Origin of the sequence: Aliiroseovarius pelagivivens, assembly GCF_900302485.1 — a bacterium.
Lineage (GTDB): Bacteria > Pseudomonadota > Alphaproteobacteria > Rhodobacterales > Rhodobacteraceae > Aliiroseovarius > Aliiroseovarius pelagivivens.
On record NZ_OMOI01000002.1, the window covers coordinates 286,629 to 307,688 of the forward strand.

General features: G+C 57.0%; 14 protein-coding genes. 3 read left to right on the forward strand and 11 right to left on the reverse strand.

Annotated elements, in window-relative coordinates:
* Window positions 1-32: 32 nt before the first annotated feature.
* The 7 genes from ALP8811_RS13610 to ALP8811_RS13640 form a co-directional block, all read right to left on the reverse strand.
* Complete coding sequence (locus ALP8811_RS13610; protein WP_108857807.1) at window positions 33-1,670, reverse strand: ABC transporter ATP-binding protein; 1,638 nt, start codon at window positions 1,668-1,670, stop codon at window positions 33-35.
* Complete coding sequence (locus ALP8811_RS13615; RefSeq protein WP_108857808.1) at window positions 1,667-2,482, reverse strand: ABC transporter permease; 816 nt, start codon at window positions 2,480-2,482, stop codon at window positions 1,667-1,669. The genes ALP8811_RS13610 and ALP8811_RS13615 overlap by 4 nt, the downstream gene beginning before the upstream one ends.
* Window positions 2,479-3,435 (reverse strand): ABC transporter permease, encoded by a 957-nt coding sequence (locus tag ALP8811_RS13620; RefSeq protein WP_108857809.1) that lies wholly within the window; start codon window positions 3,433-3,435, stop codon window positions 2,479-2,481. Before ALP8811_RS13620 ends, ALP8811_RS13615 begins: the two co-directional genes overlap by 4 nt.
* Before the next feature lie 9 nt (window positions 3,436-3,444).
* Entirely contained in the window at window positions 3,445-5,031 is a 1,587-nt protein-coding gene (locus ALP8811_RS13625) for an ABC transporter substrate-binding protein (protein ID WP_108857810.1), read from the reverse strand.
* Between the two features lie 253 nt (window positions 5,032-5,284).
* On the reverse strand, window positions 5,285-7,939 hold the full coding sequence (locus ALP8811_RS13630; protein WP_108857811.1) for a TRAP transporter large permease: 2,655 nt from the start codon (window positions 7,937-7,939) through the stop codon (window positions 5,285-5,287).
* 11 nt (window positions 7,940-7,950) lie between these two features.
* Window positions 7,951-8,943, reverse strand: coding sequence for a TRAP transporter small permease subunit (locus tag ALP8811_RS13635; protein ID WP_108857812.1), 993 nt, complete (start codon window positions 8,941-8,943; stop codon window positions 7,951-7,953).
* A gap of 114 nt (window positions 8,944-9,057) precedes the next feature.
* On the reverse strand, window positions 9,058-10,146 hold the full coding sequence (locus ALP8811_RS13640) for a TRAP transporter substrate-binding protein (protein WP_108857813.1): 1,089 nt from the start codon (window positions 10,144-10,146) through the stop codon (window positions 9,058-9,060).
* Between the two features lie 365 nt (window positions 10,147-10,511).
* Between ALP8811_RS13640 and ALP8811_RS13645 the strand changes: the two genes are divergently transcribed.
* Genes ALP8811_RS13645 through ALP8811_RS13655 form a run of 3 tightly spaced genes read left to right on the forward strand, consistent with a single transcriptional unit; the run spans window position 10,512 to window position 15,103 of the window.
* Complete coding sequence (locus ALP8811_RS13645) at window positions 10,512-10,970, forward strand: MarR family winged helix-turn-helix transcriptional regulator (protein ID WP_108857814.1); 459 nt, start codon at window positions 10,512-10,514, stop codon at window positions 10,968-10,970.
* Window positions 10,971-10,979: 9 nt separating this feature from the next.
* Window positions 10,980-12,047, forward strand: coding sequence for an efflux RND transporter periplasmic adaptor subunit (locus ALP8811_RS13650; protein ID WP_108857815.1), 1,068 nt, complete (start codon window positions 10,980-10,982; stop codon window positions 12,045-12,047).
* An 11-nt stretch (window positions 12,048-12,058) separates the two neighbouring features.
* Window positions 12,059-15,103 carry an efflux RND transporter permease subunit gene (locus ALP8811_RS13655; RefSeq protein WP_108858294.1) on the forward strand — a complete coding sequence of 1,015 codons (3,045 nt, stop codon included), beginning with the start codon at window positions 12,059-12,061 and terminating at the stop codon, window positions 15,101-15,103.
* An 85-nt stretch (window positions 15,104-15,188) separates the two neighbouring features.
* Here the strand turns inward: ALP8811_RS13655 and ALP8811_RS13660 are convergent, their stop codons facing one another.
* The 4 genes from ALP8811_RS13660 to ALP8811_RS13675 form a co-directional block, all read right to left on the reverse strand.
* Window positions 15,189-17,075 (reverse strand): phosphopantetheine-binding protein, encoded by a 1,887-nt coding sequence (locus ALP8811_RS13660; RefSeq protein WP_181363775.1) that lies wholly within the window; start codon window positions 17,073-17,075, stop codon window positions 15,189-15,191.
* Window positions 17,068-18,612: a class I adenylate-forming enzyme family protein gene (locus ALP8811_RS13665; protein ID WP_108857817.1), complete on the reverse strand. Its 1,545-nt coding sequence runs from the start codon at window positions 18,610-18,612 to the stop codon at window positions 17,068-17,070. The genes ALP8811_RS13660 and ALP8811_RS13665 overlap by 8 nt, the downstream gene beginning before the upstream one ends.
* A gap of 510 nt (window positions 18,613-19,122) precedes the next feature.
* Window positions 19,123-19,911: an ATP-binding cassette domain-containing protein gene (locus tag ALP8811_RS13670; protein WP_108857818.1), complete on the reverse strand. Its 789-nt coding sequence runs from the start codon at window positions 19,909-19,911 to the stop codon at window positions 19,123-19,125.
* Between the two features lies 1 nt (window position 19,912).
* On the reverse strand, window positions 19,913-21,034 hold the full coding sequence (locus ALP8811_RS13675) for an ABC transporter permease (RefSeq protein WP_108857819.1): 1,122 nt from the start codon (window positions 21,032-21,034) through the stop codon (window positions 19,913-19,915).
* Between the last annotated feature and the right edge of the window lie 26 nt (window positions 21,035-21,060).

Below are 21,060 nucleotides of genomic sequence, written 5' to 3' on the forward strand. Positions count from 1 at the left end.
TCAGCGCCCCCGGTATTATCGAAATCCAGCGATCAGTTGCCCGCGCTCTCCATCTTGCGGTTCTGCACGACCTCTTCCAACCAACCAAGACGCATCTCGGGGACAGAGCTGAGAAGCAGGTCGGTATAGTCGTCAAACGGAGGCGCCAGCACCTCTGCCTTCGGGCCATAGCGTACGACGCGACCCTGATACATCACTGCGATGCTGTCTGCGATGGCCCGCACCGTCGCAAGGTCATGGGTGATGAACAGATAGGCGACGTTTTCCACCTTCTGAAGGTTTTCCAGAAGCTTCAGAATGCCGTCCGCCACCAGCGGGTCCAGCGCCGAGGTCACCTCGTCACAGATGATGACCTTGGGCTTCGCGGCCAACGCGCGGGCGATACAGACACGCTGTTTCTGCCCACCCGAAAGCTCTGCCGGATAGCGGTCCAAGAACTCCGGACCCATCTCGATTTCTTCCAACAGCTCAAGGATCCGCTTTTTCTTTTCGGCACCTCTCATGCCGAAATAGAATTCAAGCGGGCGGCCGATGATCGTCCCTACGGTCTGACGCGGGTTCATGGCCACGTCAGCCATCTGATAGATCATCTGAAGCTCGCGCAGATCATCGCGCGTCCGGCCTTCCAAATCCAATGACAGATCGCGCCCGTCGAAGTGGATCTTACCCTCGCGCGGAGGCAACAGGCCGGTGATCACGCGGGCTGTCGTCGACTTGCCCGAACCGGATTCACCCACAACGGCCAAAGTTTGGCCCGGGTGAAGCTCCATCGTGACATTGTGCAATACGTCGAAATTCGTGCCCTTATAGCGGGCTGTGACGTTCTCCACGGTCAGAACGGGATTATCCGTAGGCGGCTTGCCATCGTGCTGCGTGGACCGGACCGACACCAGATCGCGGGTATATTCCTCGACCGGGTGGTTGATGATCTGATCCGTGGTGCCATGTTCGACCATGTCGCCCATTTTCAGCACCATGATCTCGTCCGAGACCTGAGCCACAACAGCAAGGTCGTGCGTGATATAGAGCGCCGCAACACCGGTGTCCCGAATGGCATCTTTGATCGCCATCAAAACGTCGATCTGCGTGGTCACATCCAGCGCGGTGGTGGGTTCATCGAACACAACCAGATCGGGTTCAGGGCACAGGGCCAAGGCCGTCATGCAACGTTGCAACTGACCACCCGACACTTGGTGCGGATAGCGATCCCCGATATTTTCGGGATCAGGCAGACCTAGCTTGGTGAACAGTTCCACCGCGCGCGTTTCAGCCTCTTTCTTCGAGAACTTGCCCTGGTGTAGCGAGGCTTCGATCACCTGTTCCAAGATCTTCTTGGCCGGGTTGAAGCTGGCCGCAGCCGACTGGCTGACATAGGTCACCTCGGTTCCGCGCAGTTTGCGCAAGTCCTTAAGGTTGGTGCCAAGGATCTCGCGACCATTGACCCAGACTTTGCCGCCGGTGATCTCGACCCCGCCCCGGCCATAGGCCATCGAGGCTAGACCGATGGTGGACTTACCAGCCCCGGATTCCCCGATCAGACCCAGCACTTTGCCCTTCTCCAATTCGAAGGACACGCCGTGCACGATGTCGATGTTTCGGGGTTTCTCGCCGGGCGGATAGATCCGCGCGCCGATTTTCAGGTTTTCGACCTTCAGAAGTTTCTCGCTCATCCGCGGCCCCCTTTCAGGCTGGTGGTGCGGTTCAGCACCCAGTCGGCAACAAGGTTCACGGAAATCGCGAGCGTCGCGATGGCGACCGCGGGCACAAGAGCAGCCGGGATGCCATAGACGATACCGTCTTTGTTTTCCTTCACGATGCCGCCCCAGTCAGCGTTGGGCGGTTGCACACCAAGACCAAGGAACGAAAGCGTCGACACGAACAGCACTGCAAAGATAAAGCGCAGACCCATCTCGGCCACCAGCGGAGACAAAGCGTTGGGCATGATCTCGCGGAAGATGATCCAGCGACGACCTTCGCCACGCAATTTCGCCGCCTCTACAAAGTCCATGACGTTGATGTCGACAGCGACCGCCCGGGCCAAACGATAGACACGGGTCGAGTCCAGAAGTCCCATCACAAGGATCAGGATAAGCAGCGTCACCGGCATGACCGACAACACAACAAGCGCAAAGATCAGGGTCGGGATGGACATGATCAGGTCGACGAAACGGCTCATTGCCTGATCAACCCAACCGCCAACCACGGCAGCCGTAAATCCAAGGATTGACCCCAGGGTAAAGCTAAGAATCGTGGCCGCGGTTGCGATAAAGATCGTTGTACGCCCGCCATAAATCATACGGGTCAGCAGGTCGCGCCCGATGTTATCGGTGCCCAGCCAGTGCTCGGACGAGGACGGTTCCCAAACATCGCCGACAATTTCAGTCATCGAATAGGGCGCGATCAACGGGGCAAAGATTGCCATGAAGAAATAAAGCCCTGTGAAGAACAGGCCGATCAAGGCCACAGGAGGTATTCTGGTCATTTTGGATGCCTCAGCCTTGGGTTCGCCAGGATCGACACGATATCAGCCACCATGTTCAGCCCGATATAGACCGCTGCGAAGATCAGACCACAGGCCTGCACAACGGGTACGTCACGTTTGGCCACGTGGTCGACCAGATACTGGCCCATGCCGGGATAGACGAAGACCACCTCGACAACCACAACGCCCACGACAAGGTAAGCAAGGTTCAGCATGACCACATTCACAACCGGTGCGATGGCATTCGGAAAAGCGTGTCGTGCGATGACCTGAAAACTTGTCAGGCCCTTCAGTTCAGCTGTTTCGATATAGGCCGACTGCATCACGTTCAGAATGGCGGCACGTGTCATGCGCATCATATGTGCCAGCACGACCATCGTCAGAACCGTCACCGGCAAAGCAATCGCATTGAGCTTCTCGCCCAGGGACATGCTGTCATAGATCGTGGACACGGTAGGCGCCCAGCCCAGTTTCACGCCGACATAGTACATCAGCACGTAACCGATCAGGAATTCAGGAACCGAGATCGACGCCAGAGTCACCGCCGAAATCATCTTATCCGGCCAGCGCTCGCGATAGCGCACCGCAAGCAGGCCAAGGAAAATGGCCAGCGGCACGGCAACAACGGCTGCCCAGAACGCAAGGAAAAGTGTGTTTTTCAGACGCCCGCCAAGGCTGTCGACAATGTCACGCCCATTGGTCAGGGCCGTGCCAAGATCGCCCTGCAGCGCACCAAACAGCCAGTTGAAATAGCGTGTGGTGGCGGGCTGATCCATGCCCAGCTCTTTGCGCAAGTTGGCAAGGCTTTCGGGCGTGGCGGATTGTCCAAGGATGTTTTGTGCAACGTCACCCGGAAGGATGGTGGTACCCGCAAAGATCAGCACCGACGCCGCAAGAAGAAGAAGGGTGCTCAGCGCTAAGCGCTGAGCCACCAGTTTAAGGACGGGATGCATGAGAATCCCTTATTTCAACCAGCAACGCGAGGCTGCCAGACCGGCCATCAGCTCGGCGTTCGGATCCGGCATATAGCCACCGATATCGTTGCTGATCCCATCGATGAAGTCATTGAACATCGGGACGATTACGCCGCCTTCATCATTCAGGATATGTGCCATTTTGCTGTACAGCTCTTTGCGTTTGGCTGGATCCAGCTCAGCCTTGGCGGCTTGCAGCATGTTATCGAATTCGGCGTTGTTGAAACGGGTGTCGTTCCAGTCAGCCGTCGACAGATAGGCAGTCGAGTACATCTGATCCTGAACCGGACGGCCAGTCCAGTACGACGCGCAGAACGGTTGCTTGTTCCACACTTCCGACCAGTAACCGTCATTCGGTTCACGCTTGATTTCCAGCGGAATGCCAGCGGCGGCTGCGCTCTGCTGGAACAGCTGTGCTGCATCCACGGCGCCCGGGAACGCAGTTTCTGCAACGCGCAGGATGATCGGGGTACCGTCATGGCCAGAGTTTTTATAGTGCTCTGCCGCTTTGACCGGATCGTATTCACGTTGCTCAAGGCTGTCATCGAACAGCGGGTAAGCTGCGTTGATCGGAATATCGTTGCCGACGCCACCATAGCCGCGCAGGATCTTGTCCACCATTTCCTGACGGTTGATCGCGTATTTCAGCGCAAGGCGCAGCTCTTTGTTGTCAAAGGGCGGCGTGTCGGTGTGCATGATGAATACATAGTGGCCACGACCCGAGACGTTCTGCACGGTAATGTTGGGCGCACGATCCAGCAGGTTGGCGATTTTCGGATCAACCGAGTTCACCATGTGTACCTGACCCGACTGCAGAGCCGACATACGGGCAGTGGCGTCGTTGATCACCAGGATCTCGACCGAGTCCGCGTGACCTACGCTGTCATCCCAATAGTTGGCAAACTTGGTGAAGGTGTGACGCACACCGGGCTCGTTGCTCTCGATCTGATACGGGCCAGTACCGATCCCGGCTGTGGGATCATCCATGCCACCATTGGGCTGGATTGCGAGGTGGTAGTCGGCCATCAGATAGGGAAGGTCAGCATTCGGAGTATCAAGGTTCAGCGTCAGCGTGTTGCCGCTAACCGACATGCTCTCGATGCCTTTCACGATTCCCAAGGCACCCGATTTGGATTCCTCGTTCGAATGACGTTCGATCGTCTTCATTGCGTCTTCGGCGGTCAGGGATTTACCGTTGTGGAATTCTACGCCCTGACGAATGTTGAAGTGCCAGGTTTTCGCGTCGGCCGAGCTGTCGATACTTTCGGCAACGCGCATATCGATCTCACCGGCCGGCGATACGTTTACAAGTGTATCACCCCAGTTGCCCAGAGCTGCCCGCGGCGTCTGAGAAGCAACCAGGCCCGGATCCAGCGAATCTGTACCAGCGCCGCCATTCATACCCAGCTTGATGGTGCCGCCCTTGTTGGGGGAAGCAGCCATTGCAGCTGAAGACAGCATGGTGCTTGCGGCAGCGGTTGATACACCCAAAGCGCTTGCGCGCCCCATGAAGTCACGACGCGACAGTTTGTTTTCCGCAACGCGTTTGGACAGATGTTCGAGTTCTTTTTTCATTGAAGGCTCCCTGAGTGGTCGGCGTGTTGTATTTGACCGCCGTTTTTTATTGGTTCAGCCAACAGAGTTGCCCAGAACCCGCCGTATCGCAAGGGCGGATACCGACTCTCGGTTACAAGTTTACGACATGACATGACGCAAAACGACAATTCAGGCGCAAAGACCCATATTTCAAACGCGTCGACGCCCAGCAAAAAGGGCCGGATAAAATCCAGCCCTTTCAGTTATTTATATATGTTCTTGCGCTTGCAGATCAGAAGTTGAGCGAGATGTCCCTGTGATAAGCAGTACAAGACGCCATCTCCAAAGCCTGATCACGCGTAAAGCGCTGCTGCTGACGCAGACCCAGAGTACCTCTGATTCCGTCCAGATAGGCATTCAGACCATTTCGCAGCTTCGCATCTGCCTCGGCGCGCCATGCCAGCTGTGCCTCATAAGCGGCCACGGCATCATCATACGACGCCAGCGCCTTCTCACGATCCGGTGTCTTGGACTTCAGTGCCTTACGCGCCTTGCCAAGAGCCTTCTTCACGTCATCCGCGCCTTCGACCTTGCCGAACACTTTGGACAACTCGTTCACAAGCTCTTGCGCCTCGTCTTCCGGCGTCGACATGATCGTCGCTTTCATATCACGCAGATCTTGTTCCAGCGCGATGAAGCCGTCGTTGGCGTCCAGCACAGCCAGAACCGATAGCGGTGCTTCCCAAGCTTCATCAGCCGCACGACGATACTTGGAGCGTGCGTTGTTTTCGGCCTTCGTCAGGGTCTGGAACACTGTATGCACGCCTTCCCAGCTGGCCGGGATTCCGGAGTGAAGATGTTCCATCTCGGCTTTCAGAGCAGCAACCTTCGTCTCAAGCTGGGCTCTTTCAGCCGCCTGACTTTCGTCACGCATCCGGCTGGCCAGCTTTTCGAACTCGTCCACTTCGCGCTGAATATTGCGGATCTGTTTTTCGATCCCGCGTACCAGTCGCAACTGCGGACGATACTCGCCCGAGGCTGCCTGCACATTGACTGCCGCAACGAAGGCCGCATCCAACTGCGCGACAGCGGTATCTGCAGCATCCAGACCATCAGTCAGGTCACCCGACAGGCCCTTCGGCAGCACCGACAGATCCAGCCCACGTGCGGCGGCGATCGCATCACGCGTAGCCGAGCTTTCTGCCAATTTCTGGCCTACGTAATCCTCGACGCAGAGTTGCAGTTTCGGGTTGCGCGGCGGCGGGCTGCTTTCCGACAGGAAGCTCACCCGGTTCGGCAGATAGTTCACCAAGGGCGGATACAGGCCCACAATCACCAGAGCAGCAATCTGCAGCGAGATGAAGGCAATCACACCCTTGTACATCTGCACCGTCTTTACGATCGCAGGGGCGACCCCACGCAGATAGAACAGCGCAAATCCGAAGGGTGGCGTCAGGAAGCTGGTCTGAATGTTCAGACCAATCATCACACCCAACCAAACGGCGGTGATGTTTGCCTCGGGATCAGCCAGCAGGATCGGGGCAACAATCGGCACCACGACCACGGCGATTTCGATGAAGTCTAGGAAGAAGCCCAGAACGAAGATCACCAGCATGACGATGAAGAACTGCGTCCAGAACCCGCCCGGCAGGCCCAGCAGGAATTCTTTCACCAGATCCTCACCCCCGAAAGCACGGAAGGCGGCGGTCAGCATGGCGGCACCCAGAAGGATGATGAACACCAACGAGGTCGTCTTGGCAGTTTCCAGCATGACACCGGCCAAGGTGTTTTCAATCTTCAGAACACGCCAGCAGGACCACACCAGCGAAGCCAACAGCATGACTGTCCCGACTGCTCCCAGAATGATCCCGAGTTGATCCGTGCCGTCCTCGACAGCCTTCACGTTCATGTCGAAATTAGCCAGAGAGAAAGCAATCACAGCCAGAGCTACAATCGCCAAAAGCGCAGGATAATACAGCGATTTGCTGGCTTTCGGCAGGCGATAGCCGGCCATAATCATTGCACCCGCAGCACCAATGGCACCCGCTTGGTTAACCGTAGCAACACCGGCAATGATCGATCCCAAAACAAGGAAGATCAGCGCCAGCGGCGGCACCAGAGTGATCAGCATGTTCTTCAAGAAGGCGCCGTCATACTTGCCTTCATAAGGCACAGCCGGGGCCTGCTTGGGTCTCAGGATCGCGTAGAAAAGGATATAGGCCATATAAAGCCCAACCAGCAGCATACCCGGAATGAACGCGCCCAGGAACATCTCGCCCGCCGAGGTCGAGCCGACGTCAAACACAGACGGCATCGACAACTCGCCGGTCGCCTCTTTGTGCAACGCTTTACGCGCGGTCGAGGCTTGGTCCGTGGCCGAGGCCAACTGGTCCGCCAGAATGATCAACACGATCGAGGGCGGAATGATCTGCCCAAGCGTTCCCGAGGCCGCAATGGTCCCGGTCGCCAGCGACGGCGAATAGTTGTTGCGCAGCATCGCAGGCAGTGAAATCAGGCCCATCGCCACAACGGTTGCACCCACGATCCCCGTCGTGGCCGCCAGCAGCGCACCCACGAAGACAACTGAAATGCCCAGACCACCCGGTACGGGACCGAACAGCTGTGCCATCGTGACCAGAAGGTCCTCGGCGATCTTCGAGCGTTGCAGCATGATGCCCATGAAGATGAACAATGGGATGGCGATCAGGGTATCCCTCTCGACCTCCCAGTAGACGCCCCTCAGGTTCGTCACCCCCGCTGACAGCCATTGGTTTGGACCGCCCGAGTGGAAGAAGGCATCCGTCGAGCCTGCAAAAATATAACCGGTACCGGCCGCAAGGCCGATGGTGATGATGGCCGCGCCGGGAAGCGCAAAGGCCACGGGATAGCCGGACCCAAGGGCGGCGGCCATGATCAGAATAAGAAGGGCTAGGAAGTAGAATTCCATCTGTCGTGTCCTTAGTGGGCCGCTGGGGCGACTTCTCGGTGTCCGGGCTCGTCACGTTTGTCGGCGACGGCCTCAAGGAAGTAGCTGACAAACTGGATCAGCATGGTGATGGCAAACACGCCAAGGAAGGCGGCCATCTGGTATTTGATGAACATGCCCACGCCGCCAGCCTGCGAAATCTCGAAGTTGATGATGGGGCTGTTGATGATCGCGGTCTTTCCGTTGAAGCCAACAATCAGGATCACCCAAACGGTGCTCATCCCCAACACGATCGAGCCAAAGGCGTTCACAAAGCCACGTGTTGTGCGCCCGAAGCCGGCATACAGCACGTCAACGCGCACGTGGCCTTCTTCGAACAAGGTATAGGCAGAGGCAAATAGGAACAGGGCCGCGTACCAGTAGCGTACAAGGTCCCCCATCAGCGCTTGTTCATAGCTGAAGACAAAGCGCGAAATCACGATCAGAAGCTCGGCCGCGACGATCATCAAGGCCAACCAAGTGAACCCCAAGGTGCGGGTGAACAGGGCGACGACGAAACCGACCACGATCAGCGGCATGTGGATATACGGCCCAACCCAGCGCGATTTGCTGAACAGTTTGGTAGTCTCTTCGCTGAACATGCCCGCCAGAATGCCCTCGACCCGCATGAAGGCGATGGCGCTGTCGGCGATGCCGACCAGCAAAACAGCCCAAAACATGGCGCGGATCAGATAGACGTTAAACTTGTGGATCTTCATCGCATCCCAGCGAAGCGCCGTGGCTTTGGTGCTGAGAACATAAAAGGCTGCAACGGCTACGCCGACGATATAGACCGCCATATTCGCCCAACTGCCCCCCGTCGCTCCGCCTTGGAAGATCGGTTTTGTACCCGGCATGCCGAAGCCTACTACCAGTACGTTGTTAACCAAGAACGCAGATAGGAAGCCAAGCATGCCCCATGCAAACAGCCGTGCAGTGATTGCCGGGCTGCCTTCGCGTGAAATGTCGGAAAAATCGGTTGCCATCAGCTCCCCCGAGGTCGGTTGGCGTAAGGTGTCAGCGCAGTGGTCGCCCCTGTGCCTTACAAAAGAGCGGGACCATTTCGGCCCCGCTCAGATTGTTAATCAACGATCTGCGACTTATTCGCCCAGACCCAGAACGCGGTTACGCTGGTTGATGTAACCCACTTCGAACTGAGCCATCATGGTACCCATCTCGCGGAGTTTAGCTTGGAAGTCATCATTGACCCGTGCAGCCAGTTCCGAGTGGTCGCGGGTTTCTTCAAACACTTCCTCGGCAGCTTCGCCGAAGCTGTCCCAAACATCGTCGTTGAACGCACGAACCTGAACGCCTTGCTCGTCAACCAGCTTGGCCAGGTACTCACCGTTCTTCGCAATGTTTTCTTCATGAGAAGCAGCATGTTCTTCGTTACAGGCCGCTTCGACCACAGCACGCTCCCAATCGGAAAGGCCGTCATAGAATGCGCGGTTCATGCTGAAGGACAGACCACCACCCGGCTCGTGCATACCAGCGGTGTAGTAGTACTTGGCAGCTTCATAGAACTTCATGAAGTAGTCGTTGTACGGACCAACCCACTCGGTCGCGTCAATGGCGCCCGACACTAGGTTTTCATAGATCTGCGAACCCGGCACCGAAACGGTCGACGCACCAAGTTTCGACAGAACTTGACCGCCAAGACCAGGAATACGCATCTTCAGACCCTTCAGGTCATCTGCGCTTTCGATTTCCTTGTTGAACCAGCCGCCAGCCTGCGTACCGGTCGATCCAGCGGCAAGAGCTTTCAGGCCGAATTCGCCCGAGACTTCGTCCCACAGTTCCTGACCGCCACCAAACTTGATCCACGCATTCCATTCTGGCGTCGACATACCGAACGGTACCGACGTGAAATAGGCGAATGCAGGATGCTTGCCGGTAAAGTAGTACTCAGCACCAATATAGGCTTGAGCATTGCCAGATGCGACTTCGTCGAAGACGTCAAATGCGCCAACACGTTCGCCGGACGCAAAGTACTCAACATTCAGCGCGCCATCGGACAGTTGGCCGATACGAGCAGCCAGACGCTGGGCCGAGATGCCCAGGCCCGGGAAGTCACGCGGCCATGTCGATACGATGGTCAGGGTTTTGCCACTTTGGGCAAGTGCGGGCGTTGCAAGAGCGGTTGCACCAGCGCCCAGCGCTGCACCTTTTAGAAACTTACGGCGTTCCATATTGGATATTTCTCCTCCGAGTTCTCAATTTTGTTCTTCTGAGACGCACAGGTTAAGCAATGGCCCGCCTGCGCTGCCACGCCAATTACTACGCAGCTAGAATTAGATTTCAATTGGAATCTACTTAACTGGTAAAATTTTCTTACCAATTCACACGTATCCCCTTGTCGGCTCTACAGAACTGACAACCGGGCGCTATCGCTTCAGTTGAACTGAAACGCACCATGCGCCGAATTGACATAGTTTTCTTCACAATAGGCAAGTTGACGTCGCGTCCGATTCCCTCTGTGCTGCATTAATTTAATTTCTGGACATTTCATTTTCTGAAGTATATGTGAGCGCTCACCAAAGAAGGACTCCGTCCAATGAGCATCGAGAGAGAATCCAAACCCGACGAGCTTGAGCCCGAGCTGCGCGCCCTTATGGGGGTCTTCTCACTCTACACCTACATCGACACAAATATGCGTCAGCAGGGCGATGACTGCAGCGGCCCCACCTTGGAACGCAAAGTGCTGGTCAAGCTGGACCGCCCAAAGCGGATCGGCACTTTGGCCCGTGACTTAGACGCGCTGCCATCGACCATGACGACCGTCGCCGACCAAATGGAAGAGCGCGGCCTGATTGAACGTATGCGTGACCCGGAAGACCGCCGCGCTTGGCTGTTGTGTTTGACTGAAAAAGGCCAGCAGCAGCGCAAAGATGTTGTCGGACTTGCCCACGAGCTTTTGCACGACACCCTGGGCCTGTCAGATGACGAGGTCGAAGCCTTCGCCCAAGTCTCTTTGAAAATACACCTGAAAATCCAAGAATTAAACAACGGTTGAGTGAGGCACATGACCCATCGCACCAGTCCCCTAGTTGCCGCTGCATTGGCAACCGCATTGTCCCTTGGCTCGGCCGTCGCACAAGATGGCACAGCCCCGTCGGACATCGTAAAACCGGTCAAGCTGATGACCATTTCGGAAAGCCAGCAGACGTTCTCGCGCACCTTCTATGGCAAGGTCGTTGCCCGTCAGACAATTGATCTGGCGTTTCAGGTCGGTGGTCAGATTGTTGAGTTTCCGATTATCGAAGGCGAGCTTCTGCCCGAAGGCAGCCTGATTGCACAGCTGGATCAGGAACCGTTCTCGCTGGCGCTCGAGCAGTCCCTTGTTCAGAAAGATCAGGCCGACCGCACCCTTGAACGCCTGACGAAGCTGCGCGGAAACACCGTCAGCCAAGTGACGATTGACGACGCCGAGACACAGGCCAGCCTTGCGGACATCGCGTTCCGTCAGGCCGAGAAGAACTTGAACAACGCCACGCTCTACGCGCCGTTCGATGCGCTTGTGGCATCTCGTAACGTCGGCAATTTCAACACCATTGGCGCGGGCTCTCCCATCGCGCGCCTGCATGACATGAGCGAAATTCGCATCGAAATTGATGTGCCCGAAATTCTTTTCCAGTCCGCCGGTGATGAAGAAAACATCGCGATCGAGGCCCATTTTGCCGGTCACCCCGAAACCTACCCACTTGGGATTCGCGAATTCAACGCCGAGGCCGCCGTTGCCGGTCAAACCTATCGCCTGACCCTTGGGATGGAGCCGGTTGAAGATCTGCGGTTGCTGCCGGGGTCGTCTGTCGACGTGCGCATCAGCGCAACCACCAACTCTCAAGAGATCAAGTTGCCCGCCACAGCGATTTCCATTGACCCGCAAGGCAACACACAGGCCATGCGCTTTGTCGAGACCGCCGACGGCGTTGGCACGATCTCGGCCACGGCAATTCAGGTAGAAACGGCCCCTGACGGCACTTTCATCGTGACCTCAGGCCTGTCTGATGGAGATGTCATTGTGGCTGCCGGGGCCTCGTCAGTGGCAGACGGTGAAACCGTACGTCCCTTTCACGGCTTTGCGAACTGAGGCCCGTCATGTTGAACATCGCCCGCGCCTCGATCGAGAAGCCGCTTTATACGTGGCTGATCATCCTCACCATGCTGTTTGGGGGAACCTACGGCTTTTTCAATCTGGGTCGCCTTGAGGATCCTGCCTTCACCATCAAGCAGGCCGTTGTGGTCACCCAATACCCCGGCGCCAGCGCCGAGCAGGTCGCGACAGAAGTGTCTGAACCGCTGGAAAGCGCCCTTCAGAAGATGGAGGAGGTCGACAAGATCACCTCGACCAACCGTCCGGGCGAAAGCCGCATTGATATCGAAATCAAGTCGACCTACCCGGCCGATGCTTTGCCGGACATCTGGACACGGCTTCGCGCAAAAATCCGTGACACTTCACGCAATCTTCCATCCGGGGCGATGACGCCTTTCGTGAACGACAGTTTCGGGGATGTGTTCGGCCTGTACTATGCCGTCACCAGCCCCGGCTTCACCGATGCCGAACGGCACGAACTGGCCACCTTCCTGCGCCGCGAACTGCTGGTCGTAGATGGCGTTGCCGACGTGGATCTGGCGGGGCTTCCGGCCGAAGTGATCTATATCGAACCCAACATGACATTGGCCGTCAATCAGGGCATTCCGCCGAATGCGATTGCCGGGGCCGTGTCGACATCCAACTCGGTCGCATCTGCGGGCGGGCTGGACAACAGCTCGGGCCGCACCATGTTCCGCGCCCCCGAGGGCTCGGAAACAATCGGTGACATTGCGTCCCTGAACGTGGGCGTAAACGGTGTGCTGGTGAACGTCGCAGACATTGCGCATGTATCCCGCGAACGCGAGGCAAACCCCGACCAGATGATCCGTTTCAACGGGCAAGAGGCCTTCACAATCGCGATTGCGGGCCTTGAAAGCGAAGACATTGTCGAAGTCGGTCACCGCGTTGACGCGCGTCTGGCGCAGCTTGGCGAAAGCATCCCGCACGGGATTGACCTGCAGCCGATCTATCAACAGCACTTGGTGGTTGAGCAAAGCTCGAACGACTTTCTTGTGAACCTCGCGATGTCCGTGGGGATCGTGATCATCGTGCTGGGCGCTTTCATGGGTTGGCGTGCGGCCATCGTGATTGGCTCCACGCTTTTGCTTACCGTGGTGGGCACCATCCTGTTCATGTGGCTCTTTTCCATCGAGATGGAGCGGATTTCATTGGGCGCCCTGATCATCGCGATGGGGATGCTGGTGGACAACGCAATCGTTGTGGCGGAAGGGATGCAAATCTCGATGCTGCGTGGCCGGAATTCACGCGAAGCCGCAGATGACGCTGCAAAGAAGACGCAAATCCCGCTTCTGGGCGCGACCGTCATCGGCATCATGGCCTTTGCGGGTATCGGCCTGTCGCCGGATTCGACCGGGGAGTTCCTGTTCTCGCTGTTCGCCGTGATCGGTATTTCGCTGCTTCTGTCATGGGTGCTGGCACTGACTGTGACCCCCCTGCTGGGCCACTATCTGTTCAAACATGACAATCAGAACCCCGAGGACGCCTATAACGGGCCATTCTTCCGCCTGTACAAACGGACGCTCGATCTGGCGCTGTCGGCGCGTTGGATGGTGATCGCTGCGCTAGTGGCCATCACGGTGGTTTGTTTCGCAGGCTTTGGTCAGGTGAAACAGCAGTTCTTCCCGAACTCGAACACGCCTCTGTTCTTCGTCTACTACACGCTCCCGCAGGGCAGCTCGATCCATCAGGTGTCGGACGATCTGGCACAAATGGAGGAATGGCTGCTTGAGCAGGACAAGGTGGTGTCGGTTGCATCCTATGCTGGACGCGGAGCTTCGCGTTTCATGCTGACCTATGACGGCGGCAAGGACAATCAAAGCTATGGTCACCTGATCATCCGCACCGAGATTTTGGACGACATTCCCGATCTGCACGCGCGGCTTGAAAGCTTCGGCAAGGAAACCTTCCCGCAGGCTGAATTCCGCGTGCAGCGTCTGGTCTTCGGACCGGGCGGCGGGGATCCCATTCAGGCACGCTTCTCGGGCAATGATCCAAAGGTTCTGCGTGAACTGGCGAACCAAGCCGCGCAAATCATGCGTGAGAACTCGGACAGTCTGCAGAACCTGCGTACCGACTGGCGCGAGCAGGAATTGGTGATCAAGCCGATCTACGCCACCGAACGCGCCCAGACGGCCGGTGTGAACCGTGAAGACATCGCCGCGACCCTTCTGTTTGCGACGGATGGGCAGCGCGTGGGTGTCTATCGCGAGCGCGAGCGGCAGATCCCGATCATCATGCGTAGACCACAGGAAGAGCCGTTCAACATCTATGATCAGCTTGTTTACTCCCCGGTTGCAGGCAGCCATTTGCCGATTGAACAGGTGACGGACGGGTTCGAGGTGCGTACGGAAAACACCCTTGTGCACCGCCGCAACCGCGTTCCCACAATCTCGGTCGGGGCGGATGTGGTGCCGAACGTGACCGCCGCACAGGCCCATTCCGAAATTCGCGCCGCGATCGAGGCCATGCCGCTTCCCGCAGGTTACACCCTGGAATGGGGTGGCGAGTTCGAGAACTCGCGTGACGCCCAAGCCAGCCTTGGGGCACAGCTTCCAGTCAGCCTTCTGATCATGGTGATGATCTCGATCCTGCTGTTCAACGCGATCCGTCAACCGATCATCATCTGGCTTCTGGTCCCGATGTCGGTGAATGGTGTTGTGGTCGGACTGCTTGGCACGGGTCTGCCCTTCAGCTTCACCGCACTTCTGGGTCTACTCAGCCTGTCGGGGATGCTGATCAAGAATGGCATCGTGCTGGTCGAGGAAATCGACCTTGTCCGCGCCGAAGGTAAAGCCCTGCGCCCCGCAATCATCGAGGCCTCGGCGTCAAGGGTGCGCCCGGTGGTTCTTGCCGCCGTGACCACCATCCTTGGCATGGCACCGCTGCTAAGCGACGCCTTCTTCGTCTCGATGTCAGTCACCATCATGGGCGGTCTGGCCTTCGCGTCGGTCCTGACGCTGGTCGCCGCTCCGGTGTTCTACTACGTGTTCTTCAAACGCGATGAAAAACACGAAGCCATTTCTGCGGCCTAATCCCCCCCACTCACGGGCGCAGAAAAGGAAGGGCGGCCCATCGGGTCGCCCTTCCGCTTTTAGAACGCAGGGCCCTCATGTTTTTCTAAGTTCCAAGCAGGCGTCTGATTGTAGATGCCAGATAGCCCTTCTTCCTCTGCGGGCCGACGATCGCTGCGCGCGCCTTCGTTTTCTTGCGCCGCAAACTGTTCGCCACATTCCTTGCAGCGGCGGCTTCCGAATGGCGACCCAACGACTTAAGGCACTTGCTGCGCAGGGAATGAGTATTCGGGTGGGATGCCTTCACTGTTAGAGCCATGTCGACAGCATCAAGCGCTTCGGACATTCGATCGCAGCGAAACAGTGCCCTGCCAAGGACAACAAGTTCGTCACGGTCAGGCTCTTCCCGCGCCATGATTTCATCACGGAAACGCAAAGCCCGTTCCGGAGATCCTGTCTTTATGTAGGCCGTAATAAGAGGCGTCAGAACAAGCGCACCAACAGGATATTCTTCGAGCAGCGGTTCAGCCGTCGCGATCAACTCTGGCCATGCAGCGATACGATACAGGTACCGGGCAAACAGGCGAGACAATTGAAGATGTGATGGCTGCATGGCAAGCCCTGCCCTCAACTCGCGCTCGCACTCTTGATCAAGCCCCAGACGAAAATACGCCCTTGCCTTCTGTTCGTGAACAGACGGGTGATCTGCCTTCAAAGCTGCAAGCCGTCGCAACACATCCTCACGCTCGGCCTCACGCCCGGGTTTCTGAAATTCGGACAGGAAACGAAGATCCAACGAAAGTTGCCAAGTCTCTCGACGGCGCGCCTGCGAGAGAGCGGCAAGCGCTGCTGCGGTGTCGCCTTTTTGGAACAACGCTTCCGCAAGATTGGCGTACACCCAGACGGGTTGATCTTCGTCGTTGCCAATCGCCTGTGTCAGAAGAGAAATCTCTTTTGAAAGATCCCCCTCACGCGCGGCGCAACGTGCCGTATAGCGAAGGATCTGAGCCTCGTCCGGCATCGGCGCTTGCGGATTGGGCGCATTGATCTCGTCCAGCAGAAGTGGCGCGATCTGGCACCAACTATGCTTCCTATTGATTTTGAAATGGTGGAAGGGAAGGTCGTAACACGTGACGCCCCCCGTTGCGATTTCGTCCCATCCGCATGTTGGACTAGATCGGTAAAGTGCATCGTTCTCTGCTGAACGAACGTAGACCAGACGCGAGGCAATGGGTTGGGCAGGCGTGCATTTCAACGCGGCTTTCAGAGTACCCCTGATACCGTTGGTCCGGGGGGTTCCTTGCAATGCGCCGAAGTAGCGGCGGTCAAGATCGGCCTCATCGTCCAGAACAACAATTAAGGCTGGGGGGCATCCACGCTGGGCAAGTTCATGGCCAACCGCAAGCGCAACATGGGCACCAAGCGAGTGGCCCAGAAGCACACATCGACGGTCCGGATACTGTTGAAGAATCTTCTCGGCGTCGCATTTTGCCAGATCCCGGAACGATCGCATCTTGTCGCTCGTTACCTTGTCTGTACGGACCTGAAGGGCTGCGACTGGCTGTTTCGCCGGGAAAAACCCTGCTGCCGTCACAGCATAGGCCGCCTCGCCATTCATCCCGTATGCACACACCAAAGGAAGGGCATCCTCCCCTTCCTGCACAACCGAAAGCATCGTTCTGTCGTCGACATCTGATGCAGACGCGATACCGGCCTCTGCATCATTTTCCTGCATCGCAGACACGATGCGCCGAGCAAGGTTTTCTGCTGTATCGAGCGCCATGAACTCGGCCGCCGACAGCGCAACACCATATTGCTGCTCTATTTCAAGAATGGTTTCGATAACCGTCAGAGAGTCGCCGCCCGCATCAAGAAAACCCTCGTCGGCTTTGAAATCCGGGCGCCCTATCGCATTGCGGAACACGGAAAGCAGCTCTTCCTGAATGGCCTCTGACGTGCCTGAAGCAAGAATTGTGGTGTCCGGCTCACTCATCCGCATATCGCAAAGAAAGGTCGCGCCGTGATACCTTGCCATTCGAGTTGGTAGGGATGTCAGGAACGACGAAAAGCCGCTCTGGCATTCCCCAGCCCGTGATCTGAGCGCCAACAGACACACGGATGTCCTGAACGCTCCGCGTTGCTCCTTCTCGTAAAACGATCAGTGCAGCAATCTTCTGGCCCAGCTTGGGATCAGGCAAACCAAAGACGACCGACCGCACCACATCAGGATCGCGGTCCAGCGACTGCTCGATCACCTTGGGGTCCATCTTCTCGCCGCCGCGGTTGATGACTTCATCAGCACGCCCGGCAACGAACAGGATGCCGGCGTCGTTAATGAACCCTCGATCACCCGTCAGGAAGCGCCCATCTTGATCGAAACGCGTCTCCTTCTCCATTCCGACGATTGCGTTTACATAGCCCCCCCTAAGAGCAATGCGGCCGACAGCGCCGATGGGCATGACGGTGCCATTTTCGCCAACGATATCAACCTGCCATGGCAGTGCGATCTTCCCAACCGCGCCGAGATCCAACTGATCCTCGGGCCTGCAATACGCCACCTGCGGTGACACCTCGGTCATCCCATAATTCGTCCCAAGGCTTGCATCATAGACCGCGCGCAGTCGCGCCCGCAGAGTGTCCGGAATTGCCTCGCCCGTTGCATGGAATTTTCGCAGCACATCCGGCCCCGGCCGCCAGCCTCTGGTTTCGCTGTCCGTGATCAGTTTCTGGATGATCGTTGGAGTGGCGGCCAAACTGGTCGGCTTAAGGTTTTCACAGCATCGTTGCATGTCTGCGAAGCGATAGCCCGGCGCCACGATTACGGCGCCTCCGAACCGAAGTATGGGCAGCGAAGCACGCACATAAGCAAAGAGATAGGTGAAGTTCATCACGCACACTGCGCGATCACCCGGACCATAGTTATTCAACGCGCCATGTGTCGAGATATTGCGATCAAGGCTGCGCTGAGTAATCGCGACCACCGAAGAATTCCCCGTCGTCCCCGATGTCGAGATGTAGAGCGCCACATCATCAAGCCCGGCCAGCTCTCGCGACGGTTCTGCAATCGTGCCATGGGGTTTTAGAAGAACGCCTTCTGCTCTGGAAGGCGCGCTCTCAACTTCAATATAGCAAAGGTTCCGCGACGCCGCGATTTTCCATGCTGCCGAGGCTGGCCTGTGCGCACCCACGACGACCGAGATGTCCAATTTGTCGACAAGCGCATCGACGGTCTCGGCTGCGGCGGCTGGATGAATTGGCATCACAGCGGCGATGCTCATCAAGGCAAGAAGGATCGTGAGTGTTTCCGGCCCATCCGTCATGGAAACCGCAACCCGAGTGTTACGACCGATGCCAAATTCGCGAAATTCATGGGCAAGCGTGCTGACACGCTCGGCCAGATCGGTGTAGCTCAACCGTACAGAACCCGAGATGTCAAAAAGCGCCGGCGCATCTGGGTACTTGGATGCATTGTCTTCTATCCAATCCAGTATTGTTCGTTCGGCAGGTTCCCGAGCGTGCGCATTTGGCAATTTGTTTCACTCCTGTACCTACCACAAGCAGCGGTAAAATTCTGTTTTTGAACCACTTCTTAACTAAAGCGATTTTCCAACGCTCTCCAGAAAATAATTGCCGCAAGGTAAAGTCATACAGCGTCGCACCGTTGCCGCCAGTACTTCCTGCCGTATTCGTAATGCACACGCGGAATTCATGGGAAACACCAAAATCATCTTACCACGGGTGACAGGTCGACAATTCATACAGGTGATGGGGCGGCTTGCTGCGGTGACGATCGGCCCTTGCGGTGCGTCAGCTTATGCCGAGAAGACCGGTGACAAAGCACCCACACTGAACTTCAGCACTTCGCCCTCAATGCAGGAGTAAGCAGACGGCTCATGCCTCCGAAAACAGTGAACGGCCCGTCGTGAACCGCCAATACACCTACAAGATACAACGACGCAGCACCCGCCGTTCCTAGGAACAACGGGTGCCGCTCAATGTCCTTACAACCTGGCTCGAACCAGGATTATGGACGTCTGCTTTTAAACTGTGCCGCCTAGGCTACCCTCAAGGGCGACAAGTTCCTGACCGCCTGCCATCAGATCCTGCAACTCTTCGGGCGTGATCTGCCCGCGCTGCGCCGTACCCAGTGTCTGGCCACGGTTTAGAACGGTGAACCGGTCCCCGACAGCCATCGCATGACGGACGTTGTGCGTGATGAACACCACAGCGATGCCCTGCTTGCGCACTCTGTCGATCGTGGCCAGAACGTTCGCGGTCTGGCGTACACCCAGAGCTGAGGTCGGTTCGTCCAGGATCAACACCTTGGCGCCAAAATGCACAGCACGTGCAATGGCAACCGTTTGGCGCTCGCCACCCGAAAGGGTGCCCACAGCCTGATCTGGTCCACGCAGGTTGATGCCCATTTTGCGCATCTCGTCCATGGTGACCGTATTGGCATGTTCGTGGTCAAAGAAGTTCATTGGCCCGACCTTCTTTACCGGCTCATTGCCCATGAAGAAGTTACGGCTGACCGACATCAGGGGGATCATGGCAAGGTGCTGGTGCACGGTCGCAATCCCCGCGGTGATCGCATCACGTGGGTCGCCAAAACTCATCGGCTTGCCTTCGAAATGGATCTCGCCATGGGTCGGCTGATGCACGCCAGACATGGTCTTGATGAAGGTTGATTTGCCGGCGCCGTTGTCGCCTAGAAGGCAATGGCATTCCCCAGGGAAGACTTCGAGCGAGACACCAGCCAGCGCGATCACGCTACCAAAGTGCTTCTCGATATTCTTCATCTGGATGATTGGAGCTTTTTCCGGATTCATATCAACGCTCCCCCGTGATGATGCGGCGAATGTATGTGTTCAGGATCACGGCGCCCAGAAGGATCACCCCCAGGAACACGCGGAACAGGCTGCTTTCGACGCCCGCAAAGAACAAACCCTGCTGAACGACACCAAAGATCAACGCGCCAAGGGCTGCGCCAAGAACCGACCCGTATCCACCTGTCAGCAACGCGCCACCGATGACCACGGCGATGATCGCCTCAAATTCTTTCAGAAGCCCGCGGTCAGCACCAGCCGATCCGAACTCCATCACCTGACAAACTGCAAACACAGTGGCGCAGAATGCGGTGAACATGAACATGAGGACCTTAACCTTGTTGACCGGAACACCCGAGTTGCGGGCAGCTTCGGCGTCGCCCCCTGCGGCGAAAATCCAGTTACCGAACTTGGTCTTGGTCAAAAGAATATGACCAAAGATGACGAGGACGATGGCCCAAATAATCAACATCGGAATGCCATCAACTACTGGCTGGCCTTTACGTGTGCCGCGCTCGAACACGGCGATGACGCCCGCGTCGCCCATCCACTGGAATAGGCCGGTAAGTATCTTGCCGCCAAAAATCGGCGCAAGCCAATCCCCCTCGGCGACATCTTTGATCCCACCGATGATGGTTTTACGCTCGATCACTTGCGGCAGGAAAATCGCAAAGCCACGCAGGATGAACAGGAAGGCCAGCGTCACGATGAAGCTTGGCAACCCGGTGCGGATCACAATGTAGCCGTTCAATCCGCCAATCGCTGTACACATCACAAACGTGATCATGATCGCCAGCCAAACCGGCCAGCCAAGAGTCACGCTGAAGATTGCGATCAGCATTCCTGCGAAGCCGATCATTGAGCCAACCGAGAGGTCAAACTCGCCTGCAATCATCAGAAGGCAGGCGCCTACTGCGATGATCATGAATTGGGCCGAAACAGTCGACCAGTTCATGATGCCTTGGCTGTTGAACATGCCACTGTCGAACGCAAACAGCAGAAAGAATGTAAAGACGGCGACGGTGCCGACAATCCCGCCAAGTTCAGGGCGGATCATCGCTTCGCGGAAGCGGGATCGTGTCTTGATCCTTTCGTCGACCGCAGTTTCGGTGGGTGCATTGGACATGGTGTGCCTCTGTGTCCTTATTCAGG

Excerpts from the sequence above, each read along its gene's own strand:
- ALP8811_RS13610 (WP_108857807.1), bottom strand. The coding sequence starts at position 1,670 with ATGAGCGAGAAACTTCTGAAGGTCGAAAACCTGAAAATCGGCGCGCGG.
- ALP8811_RS13615 (WP_108857808.1), bottom strand. The coding sequence starts at position 2,482 with ATGACCAGAATACCTCCTGTGGCCTTGATCGGCCTGTTCTTCACAGGG.
- ALP8811_RS13620 (WP_108857809.1), bottom strand. The coding sequence starts at position 3,435 with ATGCATCCCGTCCTTAAACTGGTGGCTCAGCGCTTAGCGCTGAGCACC.
- ALP8811_RS13625 (WP_108857810.1), bottom strand. The coding sequence starts at position 5,031 with ATGAAAAAAGAACTCGAACATCTGTCCAAACGCGTTGCGGAAAACAAA.
- ALP8811_RS13630 (WP_108857811.1), bottom strand. The coding sequence starts at position 7,939 with ATGGAATTCTACTTCCTAGCCCTTCTTATTCTGATCATGGCCGCCGCC.
- ALP8811_RS13635 (WP_108857812.1), bottom strand. The coding sequence starts at position 8,943 with ATGGCAACCGATTTTTCCGACATTTCACGCGAAGGCAGCCCGGCAATC.
- ALP8811_RS13640 (WP_108857813.1), bottom strand. The coding sequence starts at position 10,146 with ATGGAACGCCGTAAGTTTCTAAAAGGTGCAGCGCTGGGCGCTGGTGCA.
- ALP8811_RS13645 (WP_108857814.1), top strand. The coding sequence starts at position 10,512 with ATGAGCATCGAGAGAGAATCCAAACCCGACGAGCTTGAGCCCGAGCTG.
- ALP8811_RS13650 (WP_108857815.1), top strand. The coding sequence starts at position 10,980 with ATGACCCATCGCACCAGTCCCCTAGTTGCCGCTGCATTGGCAACCGCA.
- ALP8811_RS13660 (WP_181363775.1), bottom strand. The coding sequence starts at position 17,075 with ATGAGTGAGCCGGACACCACAATTCTTGCTTCAGGCACGTCAGAGGCC.
- ALP8811_RS13670 (WP_108857818.1), bottom strand. The coding sequence starts at position 19,911 with ATGAATCCGGAAAAAGCTCCAATCATCCAGATGAAGAATATCGAGAAG.
- ALP8811_RS13675 (WP_108857819.1), bottom strand. The coding sequence starts at position 21,034 with ATGTCCAATGCACCCACCGAAACTGCGGTCGACGAAAGGATCAAGACA.